The sequence below is a fragment of the Halobellus captivus genome (genome assembly GCF_003697845.1).
Classification (GTDB): domain Archaea; phylum Halobacteriota; class Halobacteria; order Halobacteriales; family Haloferacaceae; genus Halorubrum; species Halorubrum glutamatedens.
This window is the reverse complement of record NZ_RDQE01000001.1, coordinates 57,832-84,375: the sequence shown is the minus strand read 5'-3', so window position 1 is coordinate 84,375 and position 26,544 is coordinate 57,832. Positions and strand designations below refer to the sequence as shown.

Genomic DNA, 26,544 nt, shown 5'->3' with positions numbered 1-26,544 from the left:
ACTCACACGGATTCGATCCGATCGACCGACGGACCGTCAGAACTCGCCGAGCCGGGACTGGCCGCCGGAACCGTCGCCGCCGCCCGCGACGACCCCGCTCAGCGCGCCCGCCCGGGCGATCGTCTCGAAGAACCCCTCCCGCTGGCTCCGGTCGTACAGCGTCGCCGCCGGGTGGACCGACAGCAGGACTCGCCGGGAGGCCCCGCCGATCCGCGCGTCGACGACGTCGCCCGACTCGGACGTGATCCCCACCGACCGGTCGAGGAGGTGTTCGCTCGGCACCTTTCCCAGCGTGACGATCAGTTCGGGATCGAGCCCGGCGATCTCGGCCTCGAGATGGCCGTGACAGTTGGCCAACTCCTCGGTCGTCGGGTCGCGATTCTCCGGGGGACGACACCGCACGCAGTTCGTGATCCGAACGTCGGCGCGCGCGAGCCCCGCGTCCCGCAACGCCCCGTCGAGGACGTCGCCGGAGCGCCCGACGAACGGCTCCCCCCGCTCGTCCTCGTTCGCGCCGGGCCCCTCGCCGACGAGGAGTAGATCGGCGTCAGTCGGGCCGACGCCCTCGACGATCCGGCTCCGCGACTCGACCAGCGCCGGACACCGCTGGCAGGTTCCCACACGCAGGTCCGCATCGAGCGTGCCGTCCGCGTCGACGCCGCCGCCCGCAACGTTCCCGTCTCCGTCCTCGCTCATGGCCTCGACTCCGGGTGCCGGAGACATAAGTCCGGACGGTCGACGACCGTACGCCACCCGGTCCACCCACCCCGCCCCCTCACTCCACCCGATCCGTGACGACGACCGCCCGGAGGTCGTTCACGTTCGTCCCGGTCGGGCCGGTCCGGAGCAGCGAGTCGGCCTCGTCCAGGAGGGGAGCCACGTCATGGCGGTCGAGCGCGTCCCGCGCGGCCGGCGTCGGGAGCGTCGCGGCGTCGACGACCCCGCCGGCGGCGTCGCTCGCCCCGTCGATCCCGTCGGTGTCGACGCTCGCGACGACGATCCCCTCACGCTCGAGTTCGATCCCCGCGCTCGCCGCGAACTCCGCGTTCGGCCCGCCGGATCCGACGCGGTCGTCGTCCGTTCCGTCGGCGAGCGTCACGGTGGTCTCCCCGCCCGTGAGCAACACCGCGGGCGGGGCGACCGGACGGCCGTCGACGGCGCACGTCTCCGCGAGCGCGGCGTGCTCCCGTCCCGCGTCGCGCGCCTCGCCGACCACGTCGTCGGCGACGACGACCGCGTCGTATCCGCGGTCGGCCGCGGCGTCCGCCGCCGCGTCGAGCGCGGTCCGTGCGTTCCCGACGGTGAACGTCCGGGTACGATCGAACGCCGGATCGCCGGCCGCCGGCGTCTCGGGGCGTTCGCCGGCGGCTCCCGCTCGGAGGTGCCTGCGAACCGTCGCGGGGGGATCGATCCCGTACCGCTCCAGGGTCGCGATCGCGTCGTCGTACGTCGAGGGGTCGGGGACGGTCGGGCCGCTGCCGATCACGGCGGAGTCGTCGCCGACCACGTCGCTCATCGCGAGGGTCACGACGGTGGCGGGGGCCGCGGTCCGGGCGAGCTGCCCGCCCTTGACCGCCGAGCAGTGCTTCCTGACGGCGTTGATCTCGTCGATCGACGCGCCGCAGGCGAGCAGCGCGTCGGTGAGATCGCGGAGGTCGTCGATCCCGATAGGGTCGCTCGGAACCGACAGGAGCGCACTCGCGCCGCCCGTGACGACCGCAATGACGAGGTCGTCCGGGCCGGCCGCCGCCGCGACGTCGACGACGCGCCGTGCGTGCTCGACGCCGCGCCCTGTCGGGAGCGGGTGGTCGCCGGGGAGGACGTCGAACGGGCGGCCTTCCCCCGATCCCTCCGGGTCGTCGGTGACCACCGCCCCGCCAGCGAACCGATCTCCGAGGCGACCGTCGAGTCGGTCCGCGAGCGCCGCCGCCGTCCCGCCGGCCGCCTTGCCCGCCCCGACGAGCCGGACCGTCTCGTACGCGTCGAGGTCGTACTCGCCGGTCGTTCCGTCGACGCCGGCAACGCGGAGGGTCCCGCCGGTCACCGAGACGGCGTCGGCGACGACGTTCGCCGGGAGCGCGGCCTCGATCCCCGCGGCGAGACAGTCGAGCGCGACGTCGTGAGTCGGTGTCCGGGCGATCCGCTCCCGGTCGCGGAAGGTGATGCCGCTCATGGTCGGTCAGTTGACGGCGGGGGACAAATACCCGCCCCATCGACCCGACACGTTATGTGCTAACAGTCCAACTAGGAGTAGATGCAACGGACGCGACACACGACCCTCGGAGCGATGCCCGTCGAACCGTCCCGATCCGCCGCCGGTAGCGGGTGATCGCCGTCATGGATCCGGACGCGTCCGAGGTCGAGAACGGGAACGCCGACACTGGAGACGGGAACGCCGACGCCGGGAACGGAGACGACAAAACCGGAGCCGCCGCGGTCGACCGCGAGACGGTCGTCCGTCGAGGGGTGGGCGGGGCCGTCGTCGGCGCGGCGTGGATCGCGGGGCTGTTCGCCGCCGCGCCGCTCGTCGGCGGGTTCGGGATCGAGCCCGTCGCCGAGGGGGTTATCGCCCGCTCGCCTGGCTGGCTGTCGACGCTCGCGATCGATCTGCTCGGGTTCTACGCGACGCCGACGCTCGTGGGTGGCCTGGTCGCCGGCGTCGTCGCCGTGAGCGCGGCCGGCGGGGTCCTCCTCCCGATCGCGGTCGAACGGACGGGGAAGCCGTCGATCGGGGATCGACTCCGAACGAGGGCCGGCACCTCGGTCGCGGCGGTCGCCGTCCTCGCGACCGTGCCGCTGCTGCTCGCGGCCGGGGCGACACCCTCGGGCGGCTTCGTCGTCGGGGTCATCGTCGCCGTCGCACCGCCGGCGCTCGTCGCCCGCGGCCTTCCGCGGACCGGCCGGCTCCGGGGACGACGCGGGTTCCTCCGGCGCGTCGGCGGGCTGGCGGTCGCCGGGGGCGTCCCGCTCGCGGGCCTCCGGTTGCTGTTCGATCGGCTGGGCGGGCCGGAGGAGAGCGAGCGCGTGGGCGCGCCACTGGAGCGATCGGTCTCGCCCCCGACGGGGGATCCCGCGTTCGACTTCGGCGGGATGCCGCCGGCGGTCACCTCGCCGGCCGAGCACTACGTCGTCGACGTCAACGTGAACCCGCCGATACTCGACCCCGAGGCGTGGAGCCTCGACGTCGACGGCGCGGTCGCGGAGCCGTACTCGCTCGCGTACGACGACCTGGTGGGCCACGAGGATCGCCTCGAGCAGACGACGACGATGGTGTGCATCTCCAACGAGGTCGGCGGCGACCTGATCGGGACGGCCCACTGGACGGGGGTCCAGCTGTCCGACCTCGTGGCGGCGGCGGGGCCCGCGGAGGGCGCGGTCGACGTGGTCACGCACGCGGCCGACGGGTACAGCGAGGCGATCCCGATGGATATCGTCGAACGGGAGGACGTCCTGATCGTCTACGGGATGGGCGAGCGAACGCTGGAGACGGAGCACGGGTTCCCGGCTAGACTGCTCGTCCCTGGCCGGTACGGGATGAAGATGACGAAGTGGATAGAGCGGATCGAGGTCTCGGGCGTCGACCACGAGGCCTACTGGGAGGACCGGGGCTGGGACGAGGAGGCGGTCGCGAACACGATGTCGTACGTCCGGGCTGCCGAGCGCGACGGCGACAGGGTCGTCGTCGGCGGCGTCGCGTTCGGCGGCTTGGAGACCGGTATCGAGGAACTGGCGGGCGTCGAGGTCACCGTCGACGGCGGGGAGACGTGGAACGAGGGCGAACTGGAGGAGCCGATCGCCCCGCACGCGTGGCGCCGCTGGCGGTACGCGTTCGACGCACCCGACCGGAGCGAGTTCGACGTCGTCGTCCGCGCGGTCCGGCGCGACGGGACGGTCCAGACCGAGGAACGGACGGGACCGCGCCCGGGCGGGTCGACGGGGTGGCACCGGACGACCGTCGAGGTCGAACCGAACTCAGGGGGGTAACGAGTCGTCCGGGATCGCCTCCCGGTGGGCGCTCGCCGCGATCGACGCGATCCGGAGGGGTTCGGGCCGGCGGAACCCCTCGCGAACGAGGGATCGAACGATCGCGGCGGCGCGGTCGTCCGCGAGGCCGATCGCGCGAACGAAGAGGGGAGCCGCCGAGCCGGATTTCGGACCCACCGAGCCGGAGTCGTCGAGCGGGACCCGCCGCCGGGGCGGCAACGACCGATAGACGGCCAGCCGTTCGGCGAGGTCCTCGCCGTCGAACGCCCCGCGGAGCGCGGGCTCGAGTCCTGGACTCGCCTCGTAGCTCACCGCGGAAACGGGACGGTCGAGTTCCTCGTGGAGCCGGCAGAGGTCGACGAGGTTGAACCAAGCGGGCGCCACGCCGGCGAGACAGAGATGTCGGACGTCCTCGCGACCCGACTCGGCGACGAGGTCGACGATGGCGTCGGTGGCGTCGCTGCCGCCGACGGTACACGCTTCGTAAGCCAATCCGTCGAGAGCGTCGTCGGACCTGAGAATCGCGCCGGCGACCCGACTCACGCGGTCCCCGTCGGAGAAGGCGACGCCGAGCGTCCGGCTCGGTAGGTCACTCACGACGCTGCGGACTCGCCGTCACGTCTCCTCGGATTTGATCTCCTTGAGCCGGTCGAGCAGCTCGTCGTTCGACGCGCCGGGCTCGTACTCGACGGACCCGTCGTGGGTCTCCTGGGCGGCTTGGACCCCGTCGTCGTCGTCGAAGTCCGCGTCCAGGTCCTGATTCTCCTGTTCGGATTCGTCGTAGCTCCCGAAGCCCATTGTACATGGTAGTACTTGACCGTAGCGTATAAATCCCGGGGCGAGTCAGGTCTCCAGCCATCGATCCGGAGGGGCTCACCGGTCGCCGTCGGCGCACACGTTTTTGTCCGACGGGACGGGTACTGTGTACATGGAGCCGATCACCGTCACCGCCGACGCCGAGGCGTTCACCTGTAACGCGTACCTGGTTCCCGGGGAGGCGACCACCCTCGTCGACGCGGGGACCATGCCGGGGGTCACCGACGTCATCGCCGAGCACGTCGACGAGGTCGACCGCGTCGTGCTCACGCACCAACACCACGACCACGTGGGCGAGCTCGACGCCGTCCTCGACCGGTTCGAGCCCCGACTGCTCGCCGCCGCCGACCACCCACGCCGGGACGTGGCGATCCGCGACGGCGACGAGGTGCTCGTCGGAAGCGAGCCGTGTACGGTCGTGGAGACGCCCGGACACGCCGACGACCACGTCTCGCTGGTGGGCGAGGAACGCGTCTACACCGGCGACGTGGTCGTCTACAACGACGGCGCGTTCGAGGACGGCTCGTTCGGCCGGACCGACATGGCCGGCCAGTCGCGCGAGCGCCTGATCGAGAGCCTCCACGCGCTGCTCGACCGGCTCCCCGACTCGGTCGAGGCGATGTACCCGGGTCACGGCGACCCCTACCGGGCGAGCGAGGGGTCGGACACGGTCCGAGAGGTGATCGAACGCGCGACCGAGCGGGCCGAGCGACGCGAGCCGAAGTACCCGGACGAGTGACCGTCACGAGGAGTGAGTTCCTCGCCGACACGCGTTCTTAAGTGTCACACGGACGAACCGGTGGCCATGGACCTGTCGACGGCGGTCACCGCCACCGTTTCGACCCTCCGACGGCGACCGGCGGACCTCCTCCCGTTCTACTTCCTCGGGACGGCCGTCCCCGTGATCGCCCGTACCGCCCTCCTCCTCGCGCTCGCGGGAGCGTACCTCCACGCCGAACTCACGGGCGGGATCGACGCCGTCCGGGACGCGCTCGCGGGGGCCGACCTGACGCCGCCGAACCTCGAAGACCCGGAGGCCGTAGAGCGGTGGGCCGAGGGGCTGGCCCCCGTGTTCGAACCGCTCGTCTCGCCGACCACGGTCGCGCTCGTCGTCGGTGGGATGGTCGCCGCCGTCCTGATCTCGGTTCTCGCGTACGCGGCGGTCTCGGCCGGCCAGATGAGCGCCGTGATCGCTCGGTTACGGGGGAACCGAGGACTGACTGCGGGGATCGCCGGCGTCCGGGATCGCTGGCTCACGTTCCTCGGACTGTACGTCGCGGAACTCCTGTTGTGGCTGGGCGTGGTCCTGCTCGCGAGCGTCGCCGTCGGCGTCGCCGCGCTCGTCGGCGGCCCGCTGGTCGGGGCCGTCGTCGGGCTCGGGGCACTCCTGGTCGGCGGCGCGGCGCTGGTGCTCGTCCGGATCGTCTTCGCGTTCGCCCCCGCGGCGATCGTCGTCGACGACGCCGGCGTGTTCGGCGCGGTCGAGGGCGCGGGCGGGTTCGTCCGGTCGAACCCGGTCGACGCCATCGCCTACCTCGTCGTCGCCGTCGGCGTCCTCGTCGCGATCTCCTCGGCCGCGTCCGCCCTGGCGTTCCTCGGCGGCGGCGCGGTCGTCGCGCTCGCCAGCGCGGTCGTCGCCGCGCCGGCGCTCGACCTCCTGAAGACGGTTCTCTACGGCGACCACCGCGGTGCGGTCGATCCCGTCGACCCGCCGGAGGCGAGCGTCCGTACGCAGTTCACCGGCGGAGTCCGTCGCGGCATGGCCGAGACGCGCGTCTTCGTCCGGCGGACGCCGGGCACCCACCTCCTCGTCGTCGCCGTCGGCGTCGCGGGCGGCGTCGCGGGCTGGATGCTGGCCGGGCCGTTCGTCGGGGTCGTCCCCACCTCCATCGAGGCACGGCTCGGGGGACTCCCGCCGGCCGCCGCCCTCGAGTTCTTCGGGAACAACTGGACGGTGACGATCGCCACGGCGTTCGGCGGGATCGCGCTCGTCCTTCCCGCGCTCTCGTCCATTGCGTTCAACGGCCTCGCGCTCGGCGCGGTCGCCGCGCTGGAGGGGAACCTCCCCGCACTCGTCGCGTTCGTGATCCCGCACGGGCTCCTCGAGATCCCGGCGATCGTCGTCTCGGGCGCGCTCGGGGTCCGGCTGGGCGTCGTCGCCTGGCGGGCGTTCCGGGGGCGGCTGAGCCGCGTCGGGTTCGCGGACGCGGTCGAGAACGCGTTCTGGGTGACCGTCGGGGTCGGCGTCCTCCTCGCGGTCGCCGCCCTCATCGAGGGCTTCGTCAGCCCGTACTACTGGCGTCCGTTCCTCTAGACCGCCCCGCGGTCGCTCCTCCGTCCGAGGCGCGCTCCGTTTCGCGGCGACCGACCACACGTTCAAGTCGGTCGGGCGCGAATCCTGACCCGTATGACCCGACGCGATCCCTTCAGCGACATCGAGGAGCTGTTCGAGCGCATGGACCGCGAACTCGGGAAGCTCGGGGCGGGACTGGACGTGCCCGCCTCCTCGAACGTCGCCGTCGACCTGATCGAGGGCGACGAGGAGCTGACCGTGCTCGCCGACCTCCCGGGGTTCGACGACGACGAGATCAGCGTGGAGCTCAGGGACGAGACGCTCACCGTCGCGGCGACGCCGAGCGGTGCGGAGGAGGACGACGCCGACGAGGCCGACGACGAGCGCTACCACCTCCGCGAGCGACGTCACGGACCGGTCTCCCGGCGGATCCCGTTGCCGGCGGCGGTCGATCCGGACGCCGCGACCGCCGCGTACGACGCCGGCGTACTCACGGTCACCCTGCCGAAGCGTTCCGCGTCGGAAGAGAGCGGTCACCGTATCGACGTCAGCTGACCGAGGTTCCGACCGATTTCGACCGGTTCCGACCGAGATCGGAACGTAGCACGTCTGGCGCTAGCAACCGTCCATCCCTGTTTAATACCTCAGCGCGCCTCTCTAGAGACGATCAACGATGAACAGATCCAACCCCTTCGAGGAGATAGAGCAGTTCTTCGGGCGAACGCCGTTCGGCGAGGAATGGACGGGGAAACGGGAGCTTCGAACCGCGGACGTCGACGTGGCCGAGTACGACGACGAGGTCGTCGTGATGGCGGATCTGCCCGGATACGACCGCGAGGACATCGACGTCCACGCCGACGACGGCCGGCTCACGATCCGTGCCGAGCGCGACGCCGAACGCGAGACCGAGGACGGAGAGACCGAGCACCGATACCTCCGTCGTGAACGGCGTCACGAGTCCGTGACTCGGACGATCGACCTCCCGAGGGGCGTGGATCCGGAGGGCGCGGCGGCGACGTACCGGAACGGCGTCCTCACCGTCACGCTGCCCAGCAGGCGGGACGACGGCGAGGACGGCCACCGGATCGACATCGGGTAGAACGCCGTACCGACGCCGATCGGAACCGTGTGATCCGAACCGTTCGACGGGTTTCGGAGACGTATCACGGATCGGACCCGCCACGGGCCGGATCCGCCCGAACTCCCTCCGTTTTTCGTCGACAGGTTCTCCACCGCCGGAGCGTTAGTATATGCCATGGACGACGCCGACTACGACGCGGAGCGTCGACGGCTCGTCGAGCACCTCCGGCGGCGGACCGACGTGAGCGATCGGACCCTGTCGGCGATCGCCGCGGTCCCTCGACACGAGTTCGTCCCCGAGCGGAACCGCGCACACGCGTACGCGGACCGGCCGCTGCCGATCGGTCACGGCCAGACGATAAGCGCGCCGCACATGGTGGCGGTCATGACCGACCTCCTCGAGGTCGCCGGCGGCGACCGGGTGTTCGAGGTCGGTACGGGCTGTGGCTACCACGCCGCGGTGGTCGCCGAGGTCGTCGGCGACGGGAACGTCTACAGCGTCGAGTACGTCCCGGAGCTCGCCGACGCCGCGGATGAGCGTCTCCGGCGGTTGGGATACGACGTGACCGTTCGATCCGGGGACGGCCGGACCGCGTTCGAGGACCACGCGCCGTTCGACGCGGCGTACCTGACCTGCGCCGCTCCCGAGGACGTCCCCGACGGGATCGCGGAGCGAGTGCGGGAGGGCGGCCGCGTCGTTGCCCCGGTGGAGCCCGATGCCCGCGCGGACGGACTCCTCGGCCGCGCCGTCGGAGGCCGATCCGGCGGGAGTCAGCGACTCGTCCGCCTGACCGTCCGTGACGACGGCGTCGACCGCGAGGACCACGGCGCGGTGCGGTTCGTCCCGATGAAGTGATCCTCCGAGCGGAGCGTGCGGTTTTAGACCACGGACCGCCCAGAACGGGCATGGACGAAGCGGCGCTCCGGGCGGACATGATCGAGGGGCTCGAACACCAGCTCGGCGAGCCCCTCGGGGCGGCGGTGCTGTCGGCGCTCCAGGCGGTCCCGCGAGAGGCGTTCGTGGACGACACGCCCTACGCGAACGACGCGAGCGAGGAGGCGGGAACGCGAGCGCTCGCCCCCGCGACCGTCGCGCGGATGCTCACGGCGCTGGGTGCCGAGGACGGCGACGACGTCCTCGTCGTCGGAGCGGGGATCGGCTACACGAGCGCCGCGATCGCCGAGATCGTCGGGGCACGTCACGTCCACGCGATCGACATCGACCGACGGGCCGTCCACCTCGCCCGTTCGAACCTCGCGGACGCGGGCTACGGCGCCGTCCTCGTCGACCACCGCGACGGCGCGAGCGGGTTCCCGGAGTACGCGCCGTACGACCGGATCCTCGTCGAGGCGGCCGTCGTGACGCCGCCGCGGGCGCTTCGCGATCAACTCGGAACGGACGGGCGGATCGTGTACCCGCGTGGGGCCGCGGACCAGACGATCGCCGCCATCGAACCGGCCGAGGACGTGTCGCTCGATGGCGACGACGAAGGGACGGCCGAGATCGGCCGCGGGACGCCGACCGACCGCCGGACCACGGACGATCCCGCGCCCGACGGCTTCGCGACCGTCGAGGAGGCGGGTCCCGCACGGCTTCGCCCGATGCTCGTCGACGGCGAGCAGGCGGGCGTCGAGCGGAACCGGACGCGACGTGAGGACGCCGAGTTCGCCGAACGGGGATACTTCGCGAAGACCGGCTGGGAACAGGAGTGGATCGACTGGGACGACCGGATCTAGATCGCGGGCGTCGATCCTACTCCGAGACGACGAGCACCTCTGTGTTACCGCGTTCGTCGACGAAATCGCTTCCCGCGGGCGGTTTGACGTCGATGGAGAGCGTCCCGTCGAGCTGGTTCGGTCCCAGCTCCGGCGACACCTCGACGCTGGCTATCCCGTCCTCTCCGGACTTCGCGGTGGCGAGTCCGTCCAGTCGCGCGGAGCCGCCGCGAACGATCACCGTCGCGTCCGAGACGCGGTTCCCGTCCGGGTCGACGACCGCGACGTCGAGCGTCTGTGACCCCGGCGACGTCACCTCCGGCTGTGGCTGTGCGTCCACCTCCGTCGACGAGAGACCGTCGATGTCGCCGATCATCCCCATCATCACGCTGAGGCTCGCGACGCCGACGACGAGCGCGATCACCAGTCTGACCGGTAACCCCTCGATCGCGCGGCGGTCGGCGAGAAACGATCCGGCGTGCGTCTCGGGCGTCGACGTGTCCGACTTCGAGTCGAGCATATGACCGGTGGCCGCGGATTGGTACATAAAGAGTCGGTGGGGCGGAGACCGAACGCCGCGGGAGCCGCATCGCACGCACCGCCACACGACACCTTATAATCGGTAGCGCGCGATCCCCCGCATGAACGTACTCGGACGTGTCGACGCGGAGATCGGGTCGGAGACGCGTTCGCCCGCGACCGTCCGTCTCGGGTCCTTTCTGGCGCGAGACGGGAGCGACGGGGCGGCCGTCGGGATCGACGCCGACTCCCCGCACGCGGCGGTGGTGTTCGGGAAGCGCGGCACCGGAAAGTCGTACACGCTCGGGGTCCTCGCGGAGGGGCTCGCGGACGCGACCGGCGTGGCTCCCGTCGTGGTCGACCCGATGGGCGTGTTCGACGGACTGACGGAGGCCGGGGGGCGCGTACTCGATCCGGTCGTTCGGCCGACCGTGCTCCCGGCCGCGGTCTGGCCCGACCTCCTCGGGCTCGATCCCGCCGGCGGTCCCGGGAGCCTCCTGTGGCGGGTCGTCGCCGACGCGGTCGAAGCGGCGGAAGGCGACGGGAACTCCCCGTCGATCGAGTCGATTCGGTGGGCGGTCTCGGAGACGGACGCGCCCGACCGGACGCGTCGGGCGGTCCGGAACCACCTCCGACTGGCCGAGTCGTGGGGGATCTTCGACGCGACGGCCCCGCCGATTACCTCCCTCGTCGCGAGCGGCGACCCCACGGTGCTCGATCTGTCCGGCGTTCCCGAGGCCGCAGCCGGGGCGGTCGTCCGCGCGGTCGCCCGTGGGCTGTACGACGCGCGGGTGGACGGGAGCGTCGACCGGCTTCCCTGGCTGCTCGTCGACGAGGCCCACGCGTTCTTCGACGGCGTCGCCGATCCGGCGCTGCGGACGCTGCTGACGCGGGGGCGTGCGCCCGGCGTGTCGCTCGTCTGTGCGACCCAGCGCCCGAGCGCGCTGCCGGGCGTCGCGGTCTCACAGTCCGACCTCCTCGTGGCACACCGGCTCACGGCGGGTCCGGACGTCGACGCGCTGGCGACGGCGGAGGCGACGTACCTCGACGGCGACCTCGCCGCCCGACTACCGACCGGAACCGGCGAGGCGCTCGTCGTCGACGACGCGAGCGAGACGGCCCACACGGTCCGCGTGCGGGAGCGGCGAACGCCACACGGCGGCGGAGATCCCCGCGCCGGCGACACGGAGGCGGCACGGACCGAAGGGACGGGACGAACCGGATGAACGCTCCGCCGGACCGATCGCGGGCGTGACGGATACACATCACAACGCCCAACTCGATCCGCCCGGTGACACGGACATGGAACGGACGATCCTCGGGATCGGGCTCGTCGCGCTCGGCGGGTTCGTCGGCGCGCTGGCGCGGCACGGCGTCGACGTCGCCGCCGGCGACGTGACCGGACTCGGCACGCTCGTCGTGAACGTCGTCGGATCGTTCGCCCTCGGATACCTGGTCACGCGGACGGTCGGCCCGCGAACGCGGCTCCTCGTCGGGACCGGCGTGATCTCCTCTTTCACCACGTACAGCACGTTCGCGACCGACGCGGTCGCGCTCGGAACGGTCGCCGGAACTACCTACGTCGCCGTCAGCTACGGGCTCGGGTTCGCGGCCGCGCTCGCCGGGCTCGCCGTCGGAGGGCGACGATGACGCCGGTGGACCCGATCGTCGGCGCGCTCGCGGTCGGCCTCGGCGGCGCGGCGGGCGCGACGTGTCGTCACCTGGTCGGACTCGCGGTTTCCGGCCGCCGGTCGCTCGTGATAGTGAACACCCTCGGGAGCCTCGCGCTCGGTGTCGTGCTCGCCGCACCGGTCGACTCCGTGACCGCCCTTTCGCTCGGCGTCGGGTTCTGCGGCGCGTTCACGACGTTCTCGTCGTTCGCGGTCGAGACGGTCACGGCCGCCGAGAGCGGGGAGACCGGCGTCGCCGTCGGGTTCGCCATCGGCGTCCTTCTCGCATCGATCGGTGCGGTCCTCGTCGGATCGACGCTCGTGCTCGCGGGGACGTAGAACGGGGGAGAACGGATCGCGTGCGATCACCCGAAGACGGCGTCTCGTGGTCACGACGGGAGCCGAACGGAGCGACAGTTACAGGACGGACGGAGCCGTACGAGACGGCGTGAACGACGACGCCGACGGATCGACGGCGACTCCGAGGGAGGACGGCGAGTCCGGGGCCGGCGATCCGACCGAGACGGACGCACCGAGCGACGTCGCCGACGTCGACTTCGCGGACCTGTCGCTGCCACAGCGGCTGTTCGTCGCGGCCGTCCAGAACCCGACGCGGGGCGTCGTGATCGCGGTGCTGTTCGCGTTCGCGTTCTCGTTTTACGTCGCGCTCTGGATGGCGTTTCCCCGGGTCGGCGCGCTGTTTTCGGCCGTCGGCGTCGTCGTCGTTCTCGTCCTGCTCGGCATATACTACCTGATAGGTCACGTCCTCGATTGACCCGGGTTCCCCCGCGGTCGACTCGGGTTCCGTCCCGATCTCAGGGATGGGGTTCGTAGAACTCCCGGAGCCCCCTTCCGAACCGGTCGGCGAGCGTCGCCACGGCGTCGCCGACGAGGACGTCTCGCTCCGCGAACGCCGGTTCGACCCGGGCGCCGAGCGCGATGTCGCCGGCGGCGTCGCTCTCGAGGTACTCGCGGACCGTCGTGAACTCCCGTTCGCGCTCGACGACGTATCGGTCGCCCTCGATGAACGGCCCGTACGTGTCCGGGTCGACGTCGTCGGCGTACGACTCGTAGAACCGGTCGGCGTGTTTCCGCACGGCGACCGGCGGGCCCTCGTGGCGCTCGACCGCCGGTCGAGTCGGCGTCTCGACCTCGACGTACAGGGCCGCCCGTTCCCGGTCGTCGCCGACCATCGCCCGCGAGCGGAGCGCGTCGAACCCGCGTTCGTCGAGCCCGCGAACGGTCCCGTCGAGCGACCGGCGGAGCTGGGGCCACAGCTGGTCGTCGACGACGTCTGGGGCGTCGAAGACGACCGCGACCGGCGTCGTCTCGCGTCTGTCGAGGTGGTCGCGGACCCCTCCCGCGTCGAGCGGATCGGCCGTCCGCGGTTCGAACAGCCCCTCGCGGGGGTTCGCGATCAGATCCCGTGCGTAGTGTTGAAACCGTGCCAGGTTCGCCGCCGACAGCACCGCCGCGACGTTGCGCGTCGGGTCGGTCGGATCGACGACGACGAGCGGGTCGTCGAACGTCCGCTCGGCGTGGCCCTCCGGATCGAACTCCATCGGCGGATGCCAGCTCCGGGCGGACTCGACGAGCGGGCGGAACCCGCCGAGCTCGGCGACGAGCAGCTCGGTGAGGTATCCCGAGAAGCCCTCGGTCCGGAGGTCGCTGCCGTACGCGCCGATCCCCTTCAGGAACGCCTTCGCGAGGACCACGTCGCCGGCGAGGTCGTCGTCGAGCCGCGCCGAGAGGTACGCGTCGTGGAAGGGGGTTCGGTCGACCGCGGAGATCAACTCGCTCGCCTCGTCGACGTCGTGACAGGGGACCAGGTCGACGTCGAAGCCGTCGTACGTCCCCTTCACGTAGGGGTGTTCGGCGTACTCCTCGTGGCCGTCGGGAAGGACCGCGTGGCCCACCGCGAGCCCGTACTCCTCGAGCTGCTCGCGGTCGATGTCGGCCGGGAACCGAACGAAGAGGTCGATGTCGCGGTCGCCGGAGACCCACGTCCCGCGTGCGGTCGAACCCACCTGGACCACGTCGGCCTCGACCGGGAGGTCGTCGATCGCCGCCCGGGTGCGCTCGGTCAGCTCGGCGGCCGTCTCCCGAAGCCGTTCGCGTTCCTCCGCGTCCGGAAGGACGCGAGCGCGGACGTGCGACAGCACCGCGTCGAGGTCGGCCATACGCCGGCTTCTCGCGGTCCGGCCGAAAGCGTGTCGGTCGTCGAGGGAGAGCGGACGGGGCCACCGGTCCGAGTCGGGCGGAAACGAAAGCCCTATCAAATCCAGTCGAGTACTTCGAGTCGAGCCGAAGTAGCTCAGTTGGTAGAGCGCCTCGCTGTTACGACGGTCGGTGGACGGTTCCCCCGAACGTCACAGTCACGAGGCGGTCCCAGGTTCGAGTCCTGGCTTCGGCGCTTCCTCCCGCAGTAAGTTCACTTTCACGAGCAGGCTGGCGTATTTGTTCATCTCCCAAATACTCCCTGTATGTCCGACCGCGAACGACAGTACACCGCACTTGCGGGTCCACAGGAGCGGGGACAGGCGACGGAAGCTATCGTGAAAGCGGAGTTAGTGAGTCGCGGAGTGCCGGTTCTCGTGCCCGAGTACGACAACGAACCGTACGATTTCGTGATCGAGATCGACGGAAACTTTCATCGTGTCCAGGTGAAGACCGCGTTCGAAGCGACCACGAACGGAGCGATACGGTTTCGGACGCGGAGCGTCCGAACGAAGCGATCAGGGTACGAACGGGAAGGATACGATGGAGAGATAGATCTCTTCGGGGTCTACACGCCGATCCGAGACGAGGCGTACCTCGTGCCGATCGAAGACGTCGGTGAGACGCAGATGACGATCCGATACCTTCCGGCTGAAAACGGTAACACGAAACACGTCAATTGGTATGAGGACTACCTGCTCGATGAAGTGTTCCCGTCGCTCGATTCGAACCCGGTAGCCTAAAGGGGAACAGGATCGATCTTCCGACGAGGGCCTTTAGCTTAGTCTGGCTCAAAGCGTTCCGCTCATAACGGAATGATCGCCGGTTCGAATCCGGCAAGGCCCACTTCTCGCTCCGGTTCTCCCGCGAACTACTCCAACAGCTCCACAAGCTCGTTCACGTCCGCGAGCACCGCGTCGGCACCGGCGTCGGCGAACTTCTCCCGTCCCGACTCGCCCGTGAGCCCGCCCGTGAGCACGCCGATCGCGTAGTAGACGCGATCGCCGTCCTCGCGGTCCGCGTTGCGGGCGGTCCGCACGTCGTCGAGGGTGTCGCCGGCGAACGCGACCCGGTCGGCGTCGAACCGCTCGGCGAGTTCGACGAGCGCCCGCGGATGCGGCTTCCCCTCCTCCCAGTCGTCCATGGTGAACCGGTGGCGATCGGGGACGTCGAGGCCGACGCGGTCGAGCGCGATCTCGGCCTCCGCGGCGGGTCGTCCCGTCAACACGCCCACGTCGAACCGCTCGGTCAACGCGTCGATCGTCGCCGGCTCGACGAGCGTGGGCTCGTCGTGGATGTACCCGGTCGTCGCCACCGGCGGGTCGCCGCCCTCGAGCTCTCGGTACAGCTCCTCGCCGAGGTACAGCGCCTGGAACACGGCGTGGAGGCGATCGGTGTCCCACTGGTCGCGGACCCGCGCCTGTGCGACGTCGGGGAGGTCGGCGACGACGCGTTTGGCCGCCTCGAGCCCGCCCGCCTCGTCGGCGGCGATCCGGTCCGTGAACGACTCGACGTCCATCCGGAGCCCCTCGCGGCGGGCCACCACGAAGAGCGCGGCGGCGTACGTCAGCTCCCAGTCGTTGTTGAACCCGCCGGCGTCCTTGAACGACTGGATCGCCCCGCGGTCGATCGTCTTCCCGCAGACGCGGTCGACCGACTCGATGATCGCCCGGCGGTAGGAGTCCGCGACGTCGACCAACACTCCGTCGATATCGAGCACGACAGCGTCGACCTGCATACCCGTAGGCCGGCAGGGGGAGAAATGAACGTTCGGGTTCCCGCGGTTCGCTCCGCGGACGGCGGTCCTGACCGCGGAGGGGCGTCGTGTCCACGGGAACGGATCACGGGTGGCCGTCGGGATCACGGGAAGGGATCCGCCGCCGAGTGCGCGACGTACAGCGTCGTATCCGGAAGCGACCGGCGCTCGACGGGGACGACCGGCTCCTCGAACCCGAGCGTGGTGAACAGGCAGGCGGCGTCGAGCCGGCGCGCCAACTCGACGGTGGGGCGTTGAAGCTCCGCCGGGAGGCGGCGGGCGTACACCGCGTCGACCCCGTCGCTCGTGCCGAGCGCGGACGACGGGGAGGGCGCGTCCGCGAGCGCGACCACGTCGCCGTGGCGGACGCGAAGCGAGCCCGGAGGAACCGTATCCGCGTCCTCGGTCGATCCGGCCACGTGATCGCCCCCGCTGCTGCCGTCGATCGCGACGTCGATGGCGAGCACGTCACGACCGCGGTCGGCGAGGTCCTCGGCGACGCCGAGGCGGTCGCCGCAACCGACCTCCAGGAGTCGGTCGAACCGGTCGAGTTCGGTCACGAGCGCACGACGTGAGAGAGATACCACGGCGGGAGGTTTATGACCGCGGCGGGCAAAAGCCGTTCCATGCTCGTGGACATCGTGCCGGTCGGGGAGGTTTCCCCGCGAGTGAAGCGGGAGGCCTCCGCCGTGCTTCGGTCGGTGTACGACTGTGACGTGACGGTCCACGACGACCAGGAAGTCCCGAAGACCGCCTACGACGACGGCAGAGGACAGTACCGGGCGGAGGACCTCATCGAGGTCGTCAGCCGCGTCGGCGGCGGCGAGAAGAACATCGGGATCACGCCGCGTGACCTCTACTACCGGCGGCGGAACTACGTGTTCGGGCTGGCGTACCTCAACGGCAGCGGCTCCGTCATCTCGACGCACCGTCTTCGGACCTCCTCGGACGGCGGCGTGTCGACGAAACCCGCGATCGACGTGTTCGCCGACCGCGTCCGCAAGGAGGTCGTCCACGAGATCGGCCACACCCTCGGTCTGGAACACTGCGACAACAGCAAGTGCGTGATGTCCTTTTCACCCACGGTCCGCGAGGTCGACGTGAAAGAGGAGAACCTCTGTGGGACCTGTTCGCGGCTCGTTCGGTGAGCCGGTCGTCGCCGGTCATCCGGCTCGGCCGCCGATCCAACGTGGATCGACGACGGACCGTCCCGGTCGATTCCGCCGGTAGAGGTAAACCCCGTCCGATCCATATCCGAGGTATGGCCGCAAAGTCGGAGTACCGCGACCGGCCGGACGTCCAGGTCGCGCTGCTCGACGCGCTGGTCGACCGCGGCGACGAGGGGATGACGGTGTTGGAGCTCCGGGCGGCCGTCGACGCCGACATCGACGCGGTCGAGGACGCGCTCGCCGCGCTGAAGGAGGACTCGCTCATCACGGTCGAGAGCGGGGACCGCGTCCGCGTCTACCCCCACGACCGGGTCGTCCCGGACGCCGAACCGAACGAGGCGGAGCCGACCGGCGGGCTCCTCGAGGGCCTCAGAGAGCGGCTCGGGTTGTAGGTCGAAAACGGGCCTCCGCTTCGAGGAGAGACGATCCACGAACCGCGACCTTTTGGCCGTGCCGCGACTCGGTACGGCCATGACGCTCGTCTCCGACGCCCACGCCGGTCACGGTGCGGTCTACCGCGACCGCGGGGGCAGACAGGTCGTCGACCACTACGGCAAGCCCGCCCGCGTCGGGAAGGCGGTCAGAAACGTCGTCGGCGCGATCGAGATGGGATACGGCGTGCTCTCGGTCACGGGCGACGACCGGGTGGAGTTCGTCGACAACGCGGTCAGCAACCGGGTTCCCGCCGAGGACGGCCGCGGGGTCTACGCGCTGTTGTGTGACCCGCAGGGCGGCATCGAGACGGACATGTACGTCTACAACGCGAACGAGCGGCTGCTCGTCTTCGTTCCCCCCGAGCGCGCCGGTCCCGTCCTCGAGGACTGGTCGGGGAAGGTCTTCATCCAGGACGTGGAGATCGAGGACGTCTCCGACGAGTTCGGCGTGTTCGGCGTTCACGGCCCGAAGTCGACCGAGAAGGTCGCCTCGGTGCTCGGCGGGCCGGGCGCGCCCGAGGAGCCGCTGACGTTCGTCCGCGGGTCGATGGTCGACGCCGGCGTCACCGTGATCGCGTCCGACTCGCCCCTCGGCGAGGAGGGCTACGAGGTCGTCTGTGCGGCCGCGGACGCCCCCGACGTGTTCGACACGCTCGTCAACCGCGGGCTCAACGCCGCCCCGTTCGGCTACCGGACGTGGGACGCGCTGGGCCTCGAGGCTGGGACGCCGCTCTTCGAGCACGAACTCGAGGGGACGATCCCGAACGTCCTCGGGATCCGGAACGCCCTCGACTTCGAGAAGGGGTGTTACGTCGGCCAGGAGGTCGTCTCCCGCGTCGAGAACCAGGGTCGACCGAGCCGCCGACTCGTCGGGCTCACCCTCGACGGCCTCGTCGACGACCTCGCCGACGTCGACGGGGACGCGGACCCCGAGGGCGTCGACGACCGCCTTCCCGACCCCGGTGCGGCCGTCTTCGAGGGCGACGCGGCCGTCGGCGAGGTGACCCGTGCCGCGGTCGGCCCCGCGGTCGAGGAGCCGATCGCGTTCGCGCTCGTCGACTTCGACGCCGACCGCGACGCGGTCATCGTGCGCGTCGACGGCGAGGAGGTCGCGGCGACCCGGACCGACCTCCCGTTCGTGGAGGGAAGCGCGCGCTCCGGGCGGCTCCCGACGTATCCGGAGGAGTGAGTATCGAGATCGGATCGACGCCGTTGCGGTGGCGCGCCCGGGAGCGGGCCTTCGGCCCGCGACCGGACCGCGAGGGAGCCGGCTCGGCGTTTGAAAACGCCGAGCCGACGAGGCTGGGGAGGCGTGAGGCGCGGTTGCGGTCGCGGAGGGTGGAACTCGAAGGGGAAGCCGTGATCCCCGTGAGCACGTAGATCCCTTTCGTGGAGGTTCGTTTCAGTGTTCGTAGCGAGGATCACCGAAGCAGTGAGAACCGCGTGTTCATGGTCGTTATCGGGACTCACTCATCCGTCATCCCCGTCCTCTTCCTTACGACGCTGAACGGGTTCACCTAGGCACCGACCCGTCACCAGAAATCCGAGGCCAGCGACGAAGCACGTGACGGCGATCAACGGGAACATGGACTGAACCCCGATCCGGGACGCCAACGCTCCGAACAACACCGGGCTGATCGCACCGCCCAACCCCGAAGCGGTCTGGACGATGCCGAACAGACTCCCGCTGAACTCCCGTTCGGAGTACTCCGAGGCCAACGTGTTCACCACCGGCAACGACGCGTAGACGGCCACCCCTAACAGGAAGAACCACCCGAACAACACCACGGCCGACGTCGGAACGAAGGCGGTCGCCACGATGAAGCCACCGGCACCGAGAAACGTGGCGGTCAGCAGGTCGAGTCGGTCGAACCGGTCGGCCAGTGCCCCGAACCCGACCGTCGAAAGCGCACTTCCGGCGAGGAACAGAAAGAACATTCCGTTGGCGATACCCGTCGACAGACCGGTTCGGGCAACGACGTACGACGTGAAATACGTTCGGACCCCGTAGGACTGGAGGGTGAACAGCAACTTCGCCAGAAAGAGCCCGAGAACCCACCACGCGAGTGGGATCCGCGTCACCTCCCAGACGTCGGTGAGGAGTCGTTTGAGACCCCGCCGTTCGGCCGAGCCGGACTGCGATGTAGTGGTCGTCGCCGATGGGGTATCCACCGACGAAAGCGGCTCCATTAGGAGAGCGAACGCGCCCGCATACAGGAGGCCGACCCCGGCGGTGACGCCCAGTGCGATTCGCCAGTCGGTCACGACCGCGAGACCACCGATGAGGACCGGTGCAAGCATGTTCCCGAACATCCCCGCGAGTTCGTGGATCCCCATCGCCTTCCCCTCCGTTTCGGCCCCTTCGATATCGCTGATAAGGGACATCCCCGCAGGGTGGTAGGTACTCCCTCCAGCGCCGGAGAGTGCGACCCCTCCGAGCAGTACCGGATAGGACGGGGCGACACTCGCAAGCGTCATTCCGGTGCCCATCACGGCCATCCCGACCGTGATGAGACGGGTCTGCCCGAGGCGGTCGGCGACGGCCCCGGCGGGGAGTTGTAAGGTCGCATACATGGAAAAGAAGACGGTGACGAGCAGTCCAGCGCGAGTGTACGAGAGGTCGAACTCCGAGATGAGAAGCGGGAGGATCGGCGGGAGTGCGAGGCTAAACAACTCGTTTACCCCGTGAGCGCCACTAACGAGGCTTACCTCGCGAGTATTGGTAACGTCGAACAGATCTCGGACCGCCTCGACTGCCATTATACGTCGGTGTTTCCATCCTCAATTAAACGGAGTCATGAAGGCAACAACGGCGAAACGATGGCCACGGGAGCCATGCCCCGTCCCGTTCGATCGCGTTCGTCGACCACGCTCGCTCGGCCGACTCACAACACGAACCGCACGCCCGAGTAGACGCCGAAACCGAGCACGAGCGACCCGACGAGCGACGCGATCCACGCGAGCACGGTATACCCCATCTTCGAGCGGCTCACGCCGGCGTCGCCGGCGGCGTATCCCGCGCCGACGATCGCCGAGACGATGATCTCGTTGAACGAGACGGGGATCCCGAACGCGACCGCGGTCTGGGCGATGGCGAACGACGGGATGAGCGCCGAGATCGACCGCCTCGGTCCCATCGAGGCGTAGTCCTGTGAGATCGCCTTGATCATCCGCGGCGCGCCGGTCCACGACCCGGCGAGCAGGCCGACGCCACCGCCAACGAGGAGCGCCCACAGGGGCACCCCCACGTCGGAGAAGATCGGGACGAGCGGTCCGATCGCGAGGCCGACCTGCGAGCCGCCGGCCGAGAACGCCACGAGCCCGCCCATCGCGAGCAGGAACCGGCGCTGTGCGCCCGCGCGGTCGCGTCCGACGTCGACGTACACCGCGGCGGTGACGACCGCGGCCACGGCGGCCGTCACGGCGAGGACGCCGGCGGAGCCGGGAACGCCGAGCCCGACTCCCGCCGCCTCCGCGATCGACGCCTGATCGCCGTCGGGACCGAGCAGCGCAAATCCGACGTTGGCGACGATCGCGCCGACTACGCCGGCCAGCGCCGCCGTGAGCGCGCGCTCCGGGAGGCGGTCGCCGATCAGCGTGCGGGCGACGCCGTAGGCGATCCCGCCGCCGACGAACGGGGTAAGCACCCACAGCGTGAGGATCTCGGTGTACTTCGGCCACGCGGGGTCGCCGCCCATCGCGAGGCCGACGCCGACGACCGCGCCGGTGACGGTGAACGCGGTGGCGATCGGGTAGCCGGCGAAGACGCCGATGGCGACGAGTACCGCGGCGGTGACGAGCGCGACGATGGCGGCGGTGGCGGTGAGCGTGACCCCGCCGATCAGCTCGGTTCCGACCGCTTCCGTGACGTTCGCTCCCTGGAGGATCGCCCCGAGGAGACCGAGGACGCCGACGACGAGCCCGGCGCGCATGACCGAGATGGCGTTGGCTCCGACGGCCGGGGCGAACGGGGTCGACCCGGAGGAGCCGGCGCCGATGGACCACGCCATGAAGAGGCTGGCGGCGCCGGCGACGAGGAGCGTGAGCGTCGTGACGACGACCATCGTTATCGCTGCCCGTCCTCGTAGCCCTCGCGCAGCCCCATCAGGGTGCGCCGGACGAGGAGGAAACCGAAGAAGAACAACCCGAGCAGACCGACGAGAACGAGCACGAACAGCGGCTCGACCGATATCATACACGGAGATCCGTCGGCACGGAGTTAGGCGTTTCGACCCGCTGACCAGGCGGAGGGGCCGCAGATACCTCTCCTCGGCGTCACTAAAACGCGTTTTTGTGCCTCGAACACCTATAATACGGTACCCGGGCAATACGCAAGTGCGACCCCCGCTTCGGCCCTCCGCCGAGTACCGCTCGACGTGGTACCCGGGAGTCCCCCCGCAAGCGAGGCGCACGTCCGCCCTCCATCCGTTCGGACGATCCCCCGTCGTCCGAGCGGTCGACGTCTCCGGGACGACGCCTCCTGGCCGGCGGTCGTTCCCCCAACGACCGCCCGTCCGACCGGGTCGAGGCGGGGAGTCGCGGTCGTCCGTCCCCACCCGTCCGACCGATCCCCCTCCGTCGAGACGCGGGACGGACGCGTGTACTCTTCTGCTCGGTTCGTCCGTCCTCACACCGCTATCGCTCGATCCGGAATCGCTCGAAGACCTCCCCGTCAGGGGTGACGAGGCGGCCGTCGAGGCCGCCGTCCGCCGGCTCGAGTTCCGCGTGGGCCGGTCGGTTCCCCCGCGGCTGGGCGTGGCTTCCCGGGTTCAGGATCGGAACCGCGGTCGAGTCGTCGAATCGCGGTCGATGGCTGTGGCCACAGATCACGGCGTCGGCGTCGCGGCCGCGAGCGAGCATGACGAGCCCGGTGTCGCCGCTCCGATGTCTGTGCGTCACCGCGAACCGGACGCCGCCGAACTCGACGGTGCGGACCTCCGGCAGTCGGCCCCGGATCGTCGCGCCGTCGTTGTTGCCGAACACGGCACGGAGGGAATCCGTCGCCCGTTCGAACGCGTCGAGGACGGGCTCCCGATAGAAGTCGCCCGCGTGGACGACGAGATCGGCGCTCTCGACCGCCTCACGAGTCCGTCCGCGAAGCTTCGGATCGTCGGTGCTGTGGGTGTCCGAGAGGACGACGAGCATGCCTCCCGGTTCCGACGCACGGCGGTTAAGCGTCGCGGGCGAGCCGGACGGGTCGATCGGACCCGCGACGGCCGGGGGTGGTCCCCCGCTTACCGGATCGTCAGCAGCCGGCGGAGGATGTCGCCGTACGCGGGTCGCGTGACCAACACGCCGATCAGCACGCCGAGGATGGTGAAGATGGCGAACCCGGAGAGGTCGCCGAGGCTCAACACCATCAGCGGCGACATGGCGACGATGGTCGTCGCCGCGGCCGCGCCGATCACCCAGAACGCCCGGCGGAACCGCGAGTCGAACACCGTCCGAGAGTTGACCTCGCCCTCGCTCATCACCTCGTCGGCGATGATCACGAGGTCGTCGACGCCCGTCCCGACCACGGCGATGAAGCCGGCGATGACCGCGAGTTCGAGCGGGTACCCCACGAGCGCCGCGAAGCCGAGCAGCGCGTACACCTCCGCGAGCGCGGTGACGATCATCGGCAGCGCCACCTTCGGCTCGCGGTAGCGGAGGAACACCATGCCGGCGACCGCGAACACGGCGAAGATGCCGGTTATCGCCGAGTAGAGCCGGAAGTTCTCCCCCTGCGAGGCCGAGATGGTCGAGGACGTCCCCTGCCCGCTGATGTCGAGCTCCGCGGGGAGCGCGCCCGCACGCAGGTTGATCGAGATGGTCTGAGCGTCGGCGAAGGAGGTGGTCGTCAGCCGGAAGTTGCCGCTGTCGGCCCAGCTTCCCTCAGCCATGCTCCGGGCGAGCCCGTCGTCCATCCCGAACGCGTTGACGACCTCGCCGTCGACGACGAGCAGCAGACAGGAGTCGCTGCCCTCGCCGAGCGAGTCCGTCTCCATGTCGTAGTTACAGCGCGCGCCGCCGGAGGCGCTCGCGACGCCGTACTCGACGGACGCCTCCTGGAACCGGTGGGCCGGCGACTGCTCCCCCTCGGGAGCCTCGTTGACGACGGAGACCGGAACGTACGCACCCGTGGACCCCTCGCGTCGGCTCGCGGTCCCGATGTCCTCGAAGTCGTCCTGGATCAACACGTCCTCCTCGACCGCGGTCCCGTCGTCGGCCGACGAGTCGGGATAGGCGATCGCTATCTGTACCGTTCCGCGCTCCTCGAGGAGGTCTATCACGTCCTGGCGTCCCTGTCCGGGCACCTCGATCAGCAGGAAGTACTCGCCGGTGATCGACTGGACCTGCTGGACGCTCCCGCCGGAGAGGCCCGCCTCGTTGATCTTGTCCTGGATGACCTGCTCCGCGGCGTCCCGGCTCTCCTGTGTCACGCCGCTTCTGATCCCGTCGTAGGCGTATCCCGAGGCGTCCATCGCCGCGCGGAACTCGTCCTCGCCTACCGAGGCGTCCGTGACCTCCACCTCGCCGCCCTCCTCGGTGGTCCGGACCGCGCTGACGTCGCGCGCGGAGGTTCCGTCCAACTGGGCGGCGATGTCGCTCGCGACCTGTGAGGGGTTCTCGCCGTCGAACGCCACGTCCGTCGCGGTGTATCCGAGAAGGGGCGCTCGGACCCGCGTCCCGCCGGCCAGATCGAGGCCGTACTGGAGGTTCGTGATCCCCTGTGTCGCCTCGTCGGCCGACTCGCCCGGGGCCGTCTCGGGGCCGAACTGCGGGGCGAAGAGCGCGACGGTCGCGCCGAGTACCACGACGACGAGGAGCAGCACCCGCCAGTTCTCCTTGATCGGTTCGAGCATCAGCGTTTCACCCCCTCGAACTTGTACCAGCGAAGCAGCGCCACGTTCAGCAGATACGTGTTCATCAGGTCCGCACAGAGCCCGATCGCGAGGATGATCCCGATGTCACGTAAGAGTCCGATCCCGAAGACCGTCGCGACGATCGCCATGACGATCATCGCGGCCATGGAGGTGACCGTCATCGTCACCCCGGTTCGCATCGCGCGGTTCACGGACTCGTAGAACTCGCCGGTCCGGCGGAGCACGGAGTTGTTCAACAGGATGTCCGAGTCGACGCTGTATCCGATGATCATGAGGAGGGCCGCGACGATACCGAGCGTCATCTCGATGCCGAGTAAGTTCATGGCGGCAACGGGGATGACCAGGTCCGAGAACGCGGAGGCGACGACCGCGACGGACGGGACGAACGTCCGGAAGAGCGCGAACACGAGCACGCTCATCCCGAGGAACGCGAGCCCGACTCCGAAGACCGCGGTCCGGGCGGTGTCCGTGGCGAAGCTCGCCGACACCTGGTCTATCGCCTCCGTCTCGAGCTCCGCCGCGGCCGCCTGCTCCTCCAGATCGCTCGCGAGCCCCTCCGGGTCGTCATCGGACGCCCGGAAGGTCACGACGTACACGTCGTCGGCGGGGATCGAGCGGATCGAGTCCGGATCGCGATCGAACGCCGTCTCGATCCGCTCCTCGACGTTCCCGCTGCCGTCGTCTGCGATCCGAAGCTCGACGCCGCCGGTGAACTCGAGCCCGAGCGTCGCCGGCGCGCCCGTGACCGCGTACCACCCGCCGATAATGACGATCGCCAACGCGAGCACCGCGAGCGGCACGAGCACGAGCTGCCGGTTCGAGTACTCGGTGTAATCGACCTCCGGTACCTCGATCGCTGTCATGAAACGGGTTCGTCCGTGAGGCCGAATAAGCCTTCTTATCTCCCGAATCGGTCGAAAACGACGCTCCGGTCCCGTCTCGACCTCAGGGCAGATACCGCACGCTGAGCACGCCCGGTTCCGCCCGGACCTCGACGCGATCGACTCCGAGCCTGGCGGCCCGCGAGAGCGTTCCCTCGCGGTCCTCGAGCACGTCCGCGGCCGCCTCCTCGGTCGCGTCCTCCGGCGGGGACAACACGTGTATCTCGCCGATGCCGGCCCGCGGTTCGCGGGTCAACTCGCCGGGGGGAAGGTCGGCGGCGAGCTCCCGTTCGTGAACCGTCGGGGGCTCCTCGCTCCGCTCGAGCGAGAGCGACCGCCGTTCCTCCACCTCGATCACCCGGTAGGTGACCTCCATCGGCGGGTCCGGCGCGACCGTCGCCTCGACGGCGTCGTCGACCGCCAGTCCGGGATTCGAGCTCAGCGTGTGGACCTGGCCGTCGTGGGCGTCCTTGAGCACCGCGGAGTCAGCCTCGACGTGGGTGACGAGGAACGTCCCCTCCTTTTCGTCGGTCATTACCCGCGGTTACGTCGTCGAGCCATTTCCGGGTTTCGAGCCGCCCTCGTCGCCGCTCCGGAGGCGATAGTGCGTCCAGAAGACGACCGCGGCGGCGAGGACGGGAAACAGCGCCCCGGCCGGCCGGGGAAGCGCGTACAGCGCCGAGAGCAGCACGGACTCGGTCGGGTCGCGCAGGTCGGCGGGCGCGGTGACGATCAGTCCGAGATACAGGGAGGCGAGGAAGAGGAAGCCGGCGTACGCCAGCTTCCGGTCGTATCCGGCCGCGACGGGGAGGTCACGCCGGTGCCGGCGGGCGACGAAGAGCAGCGGCGCCAGAAGCGGGGCGACCGCGGCGAACCCGAGGACCACGTACAGCGACCGCGTGAACAGGTACGTCCCGCTCGGGACGCCGGCGGTCTCGGCCATCCAGACGACGAGCGCGAGCGTCACGACGAGCGCGATGGCCGCGGTCGCCAGCGCGCCGATCACCCCGTAGACGCGCATCGTCCACGAGTCGGTGTTGCGGATCGCGTACGGAACCGCGCCGAACACCCCCCGATAGCTGTCGGTCATCACGCGCCCTTGGACCGACGGCCGATTAAACCCCTCGTCCGCGAGGTTTTACA

31 protein-coding genes and 2 tRNA genes are annotated in these 26,544 nt (G+C 70.1%); 17 read left to right on the top strand and 16 right to left on the bottom strand.

Annotated elements, in window-relative coordinates:
- Positions 1 to 36: 36 nt before the first annotated feature.
- On the bottom strand, positions 37 to 696 hold the full coding sequence (locus EAO78_RS00470) for a uracil-DNA glycosylase (RefSeq protein WP_122103905.1): 660 nt from the start codon (positions 694 to 696) through the stop codon (positions 37 to 39).
- A gap of 79 nt (positions 697 to 775) precedes the next feature.
- Entirely contained in the window at positions 776 to 2,173 is a 1,398-nt protein-coding gene (locus EAO78_RS00465) for a glycerate kinase type-2 family protein (RefSeq protein WP_122103904.1), read from the bottom strand.
- 164 nt (positions 2,174 to 2,337) lie between these two features.
- On the opposite strand from EAO78_RS00465, the gene EAO78_RS00460 reads away from it, so the two are divergent.
- Positions 2,338 to 3,984, top strand: a complete 1,647-nt coding sequence (locus tag EAO78_RS00460) for a molybdopterin-dependent oxidoreductase (protein WP_122104189.1) — start codon at positions 2,338 to 2,340, stop codon at positions 3,982 to 3,984.
- On the opposite strand, the gene EAO78_RS00455 is transcribed toward EAO78_RS00460, so the two are convergent.
- Positions 3,973 to 4,581 (bottom strand): endonuclease dU, encoded by a 609-nt coding sequence (locus EAO78_RS00455; RefSeq protein WP_122103903.1) that lies wholly within the window; start codon positions 4,579 to 4,581, stop codon positions 3,973 to 3,975. The genes EAO78_RS00460 and EAO78_RS00455 overlap by 12 nt on opposite strands.
- Before the next feature lie 18 nt (positions 4,582 to 4,599).
- A complete protein-coding gene (locus tag EAO78_RS00450) occupies positions 4,600 to 4,782 on the bottom strand; it encodes a DUF5786 family protein (protein ID WP_122103902.1) in 183 nt (60 codons plus the stop codon).
- Between the two features lie 130 nt (positions 4,783 to 4,912).
- Here EAO78_RS00450 and EAO78_RS00445 point away from each other — a divergent pair, with 130 nt between their 5' ends.
- The 6 genes from EAO78_RS00445 (at position 4,913) to EAO78_RS00420 (ending at position 9,910) form a co-directional block, all read left to right on the top strand.
- A complete protein-coding gene (locus tag EAO78_RS00445) occupies positions 4,913 to 5,539 on the top strand; it encodes an MBL fold metallo-hydrolase (protein WP_122103901.1) in 627 nt (208 codons plus the stop codon).
- 66 nt (positions 5,540 to 5,605) lie between these two features.
- Positions 5,606 to 7,114: a stage II sporulation protein M gene (locus tag EAO78_RS00440; protein ID WP_122103900.1), complete on the top strand. Its 1,509-nt coding sequence runs from the start codon at positions 5,606 to 5,608 to the stop codon at positions 7,112 to 7,114.
- 93 nt (positions 7,115 to 7,207) lie between these two features.
- Positions 7,208 to 7,648, top strand: a complete 441-nt coding sequence (locus EAO78_RS00435) for an Hsp20/alpha crystallin family protein (protein ID WP_122103899.1) — start codon at positions 7,208 to 7,210, stop codon at positions 7,646 to 7,648.
- Positions 7,649 to 7,766: 118 nt separating this feature from the next.
- The gene (locus EAO78_RS00430; RefSeq protein WP_122103898.1) at positions 7,767 to 8,192 is read left to right on the top strand and encodes an Hsp20/alpha crystallin family protein; all 426 of its coding nucleotides are present in this window, start codon (positions 7,767 to 7,769) and stop codon (positions 8,190 to 8,192) included.
- 156 nt (positions 8,193 to 8,348) lie between these two features.
- Positions 8,349 to 9,029, top strand: a complete 681-nt coding sequence (gene pcm, locus EAO78_RS00425) for a protein-L-isoaspartate O-methyltransferase (protein WP_122103897.1) — start codon at positions 8,349 to 8,351, stop codon at positions 9,027 to 9,029.
- A 50-nt stretch (positions 9,030 to 9,079) separates the two neighbouring features.
- Complete coding sequence (locus tag EAO78_RS00420) at positions 9,080 to 9,910, top strand: protein-L-isoaspartate O-methyltransferase family protein (protein WP_122103896.1); 831 nt, start codon at positions 9,080 to 9,082, stop codon at positions 9,908 to 9,910.
- 16 nt (positions 9,911 to 9,926) lie between these two features.
- Here EAO78_RS00420 and EAO78_RS00415 read toward each other — a convergent pair whose 3' ends face one another.
- A complete protein-coding gene (locus EAO78_RS00415) occupies positions 9,927 to 10,409 on the bottom strand; it encodes a DUF7382 domain-containing protein (protein WP_122103895.1) in 483 nt (160 codons plus the stop codon).
- 121 nt (positions 10,410 to 10,530) lie between these two features.
- Between EAO78_RS00415 and EAO78_RS00410 the strand changes: the two genes are divergently transcribed.
- The 4 genes from EAO78_RS00410 (at position 10,531) to EAO78_RS00395 (ending at position 12,853) form a co-directional block, all read left to right on the top strand.
- Complete coding sequence (locus EAO78_RS00410) at positions 10,531 to 11,634, top strand: ATP-binding protein (RefSeq protein WP_122103894.1); 1,104 nt, start codon at positions 10,531 to 10,533, stop codon at positions 11,632 to 11,634.
- A 76-nt stretch (positions 11,635 to 11,710) separates the two neighbouring features.
- Positions 11,711 to 12,058: a fluoride efflux transporter FluC gene (locus tag EAO78_RS00405; RefSeq protein WP_122103893.1), complete on the top strand. Its 348-nt coding sequence runs from the start codon at positions 11,711 to 11,713 to the stop codon at positions 12,056 to 12,058.
- A complete protein-coding gene (locus EAO78_RS00400; protein ID WP_122103892.1) occupies positions 12,055 to 12,417 on the top strand; it encodes a fluoride efflux transporter FluC in 363 nt (120 codons plus the stop codon). Before EAO78_RS00405 ends, EAO78_RS00400 begins: the two co-directional genes overlap by 4 nt.
- A 109-nt stretch (positions 12,418 to 12,526) precedes the next feature.
- Positions 12,527 to 12,853, top strand: a complete 327-nt coding sequence (locus EAO78_RS00395; RefSeq protein ID WP_122104188.1) for a hypothetical protein — start codon at positions 12,527 to 12,529, stop codon at positions 12,851 to 12,853.
- Positions 12,854 to 12,893: 40 nt separating this feature from the next.
- Here the strand turns inward: EAO78_RS00395 and cca are convergent, their stop codons facing one another.
- On the bottom strand, positions 12,894 to 14,258 hold the full coding sequence (cca, locus tag EAO78_RS00390; protein WP_122103891.1) for a CCA tRNA nucleotidyltransferase: 1,365 nt from the start codon (positions 14,256 to 14,258) through the stop codon (positions 12,894 to 12,896).
- Between the two features lie 123 nt (positions 14,259 to 14,381).
- On the opposite strand from cca, the gene EAO78_RS00385 reads away from it, so the two are divergent.
- From EAO78_RS00385 to EAO78_RS00375, 3 genes are all read left to right on the top strand, one after another.
- Positions 14,382 to 14,491: transfer RNA gene (locus tag EAO78_RS00385), tRNA-Asn, on the top strand.
- 70 nt (positions 14,492 to 14,561) lie between these two features.
- The gene (locus tag EAO78_RS00380; protein WP_122103890.1) at positions 14,562 to 15,038 is read left to right on the top strand and encodes a group I intron-associated PD-(D/E)XK endonuclease; all 477 of its coding nucleotides are present in this window, start codon (positions 14,562 to 14,564) and stop codon (positions 15,036 to 15,038) included.
- Positions 15,039 to 15,065: 27 nt separating this feature from the next.
- Positions 15,066 to 15,141 (top strand) — tRNA-Ile (locus EAO78_RS00375).
- Between the two features lie 25 nt (positions 15,142 to 15,166).
- Here EAO78_RS00375 and EAO78_RS00370 read toward each other — a convergent pair.
- Both EAO78_RS00370 and EAO78_RS00365 read right to left on the bottom strand, forming a co-directional pair.
- Positions 15,167 to 16,033: a TIGR01548 family HAD-type hydrolase gene (locus tag EAO78_RS00370; protein ID WP_122103889.1), complete on the bottom strand. Its 867-nt coding sequence runs from the start codon at positions 16,031 to 16,033 to the stop codon at positions 15,167 to 15,169.
- Positions 16,034 to 16,155: 122 nt separating this feature from the next.
- Complete coding sequence (locus EAO78_RS00365) at positions 16,156 to 16,638, bottom strand: UPF0146 family protein (protein ID WP_122103888.1); 483 nt, start codon at positions 16,636 to 16,638, stop codon at positions 16,156 to 16,158.
- Between the two features lie 39 nt (positions 16,639 to 16,677).
- Here EAO78_RS00365 and EAO78_RS00360 point away from each other — a divergent pair, with 39 nt between their 5' ends.
- The 3 genes from EAO78_RS00360 to ygfZ all read left to right on the top strand — a co-directional run bounded on the left by EAO78_RS00360 (position 16,678) and on the right by ygfZ (position 18,843).
- Positions 16,678 to 17,199 (top strand): archaemetzincin family Zn-dependent metalloprotease, encoded by a 522-nt coding sequence (locus tag EAO78_RS00360; RefSeq protein WP_122103887.1) that lies wholly within the window; start codon positions 16,678 to 16,680, stop codon positions 17,197 to 17,199.
- A gap of 113 nt (positions 17,200 to 17,312) precedes the next feature.
- Entirely contained in the window at positions 17,313 to 17,612 is a 300-nt protein-coding gene (locus tag EAO78_RS00355) for a DUF6432 family protein (RefSeq protein ID WP_122103886.1), read from the top strand.
- Between the two features lie 79 nt (positions 17,613 to 17,691).
- Positions 17,692 to 18,843, top strand: a complete 1,152-nt coding sequence (gene ygfZ / locus EAO78_RS00350) for a CAF17-like 4Fe-4S cluster assembly/insertion protein YgfZ (protein ID WP_122103885.1) — start codon at positions 17,692 to 17,694, stop codon at positions 18,841 to 18,843.
- 281 nt (positions 18,844 to 19,124) lie between these two features.
- Here the strand turns inward: ygfZ and EAO78_RS00340 are convergent, their stop codons facing one another.
- The 8 genes from EAO78_RS00340 to EAO78_RS00310 form a co-directional block, all read right to left on the bottom strand.
- Positions 19,125 to 20,414 carry an MFS transporter gene (locus tag EAO78_RS00340; protein WP_122103883.1) on the bottom strand — a complete coding sequence of 430 codons (1,290 nt, stop codon included), beginning with the start codon at positions 20,412 to 20,414 and terminating at the stop codon, positions 19,125 to 19,127.
- Positions 20,415 to 20,539: 125 nt separating this feature from the next.
- Positions 20,540 to 21,718 carry an inorganic phosphate transporter gene (locus tag EAO78_RS00335; RefSeq protein WP_122103882.1) on the bottom strand — a complete coding sequence of 393 codons (1,179 nt, stop codon included), beginning with the start codon at positions 21,716 to 21,718 and terminating at the stop codon, positions 20,540 to 20,542.
- A gap of 2 nt (positions 21,719 to 21,720) precedes the next feature.
- Positions 21,721 to 21,849 carry a DUF7859 family protein gene (locus tag EAO78_RS18580; protein ID WP_262488572.1) on the bottom strand — a complete coding sequence of 43 codons (129 nt, stop codon included), beginning with the start codon at positions 21,847 to 21,849 and terminating at the stop codon, positions 21,721 to 21,723.
- A 440-nt stretch (positions 21,850 to 22,289) separates the two neighbouring features.
- Complete coding sequence (locus EAO78_RS00330; RefSeq protein WP_122103881.1) at positions 22,290 to 22,799, bottom strand: metallophosphoesterase; 510 nt, start codon at positions 22,797 to 22,799, stop codon at positions 22,290 to 22,292.
- Between the two features lie 89 nt (positions 22,800 to 22,888).
- Positions 22,889 to 24,499: a preprotein translocase subunit SecD gene (locus EAO78_RS00325; RefSeq protein ID WP_122103880.1), complete on the bottom strand. Its 1,611-nt coding sequence runs from the start codon at positions 24,497 to 24,499 to the stop codon at positions 22,889 to 22,891.
- Positions 24,499 to 25,383 carry a protein translocase subunit SecF gene (gene secF / locus EAO78_RS00320; protein ID WP_122103879.1) on the bottom strand — a complete coding sequence of 295 codons (885 nt, stop codon included), beginning with the start codon at positions 25,381 to 25,383 and terminating at the stop codon, positions 24,499 to 24,501. The genes EAO78_RS00325 and secF overlap by 1 nt, the downstream gene beginning before the upstream one ends.
- Before the next feature lie 82 nt (positions 25,384 to 25,465).
- Positions 25,466 to 25,936 (bottom strand): DUF5812 family protein, encoded by a 471-nt coding sequence (locus tag EAO78_RS00315; RefSeq protein WP_122103878.1) that lies wholly within the window; start codon positions 25,934 to 25,936, stop codon positions 25,466 to 25,468.
- 9 nt (positions 25,937 to 25,945) lie between these two features.
- Complete coding sequence (locus EAO78_RS00310; protein WP_122103877.1) at positions 25,946 to 26,491, bottom strand: hypothetical protein; 546 nt, start codon at positions 26,489 to 26,491, stop codon at positions 25,946 to 25,948.
- Positions 26,492 to 26,544: the final 53 nt, after the last annotated feature.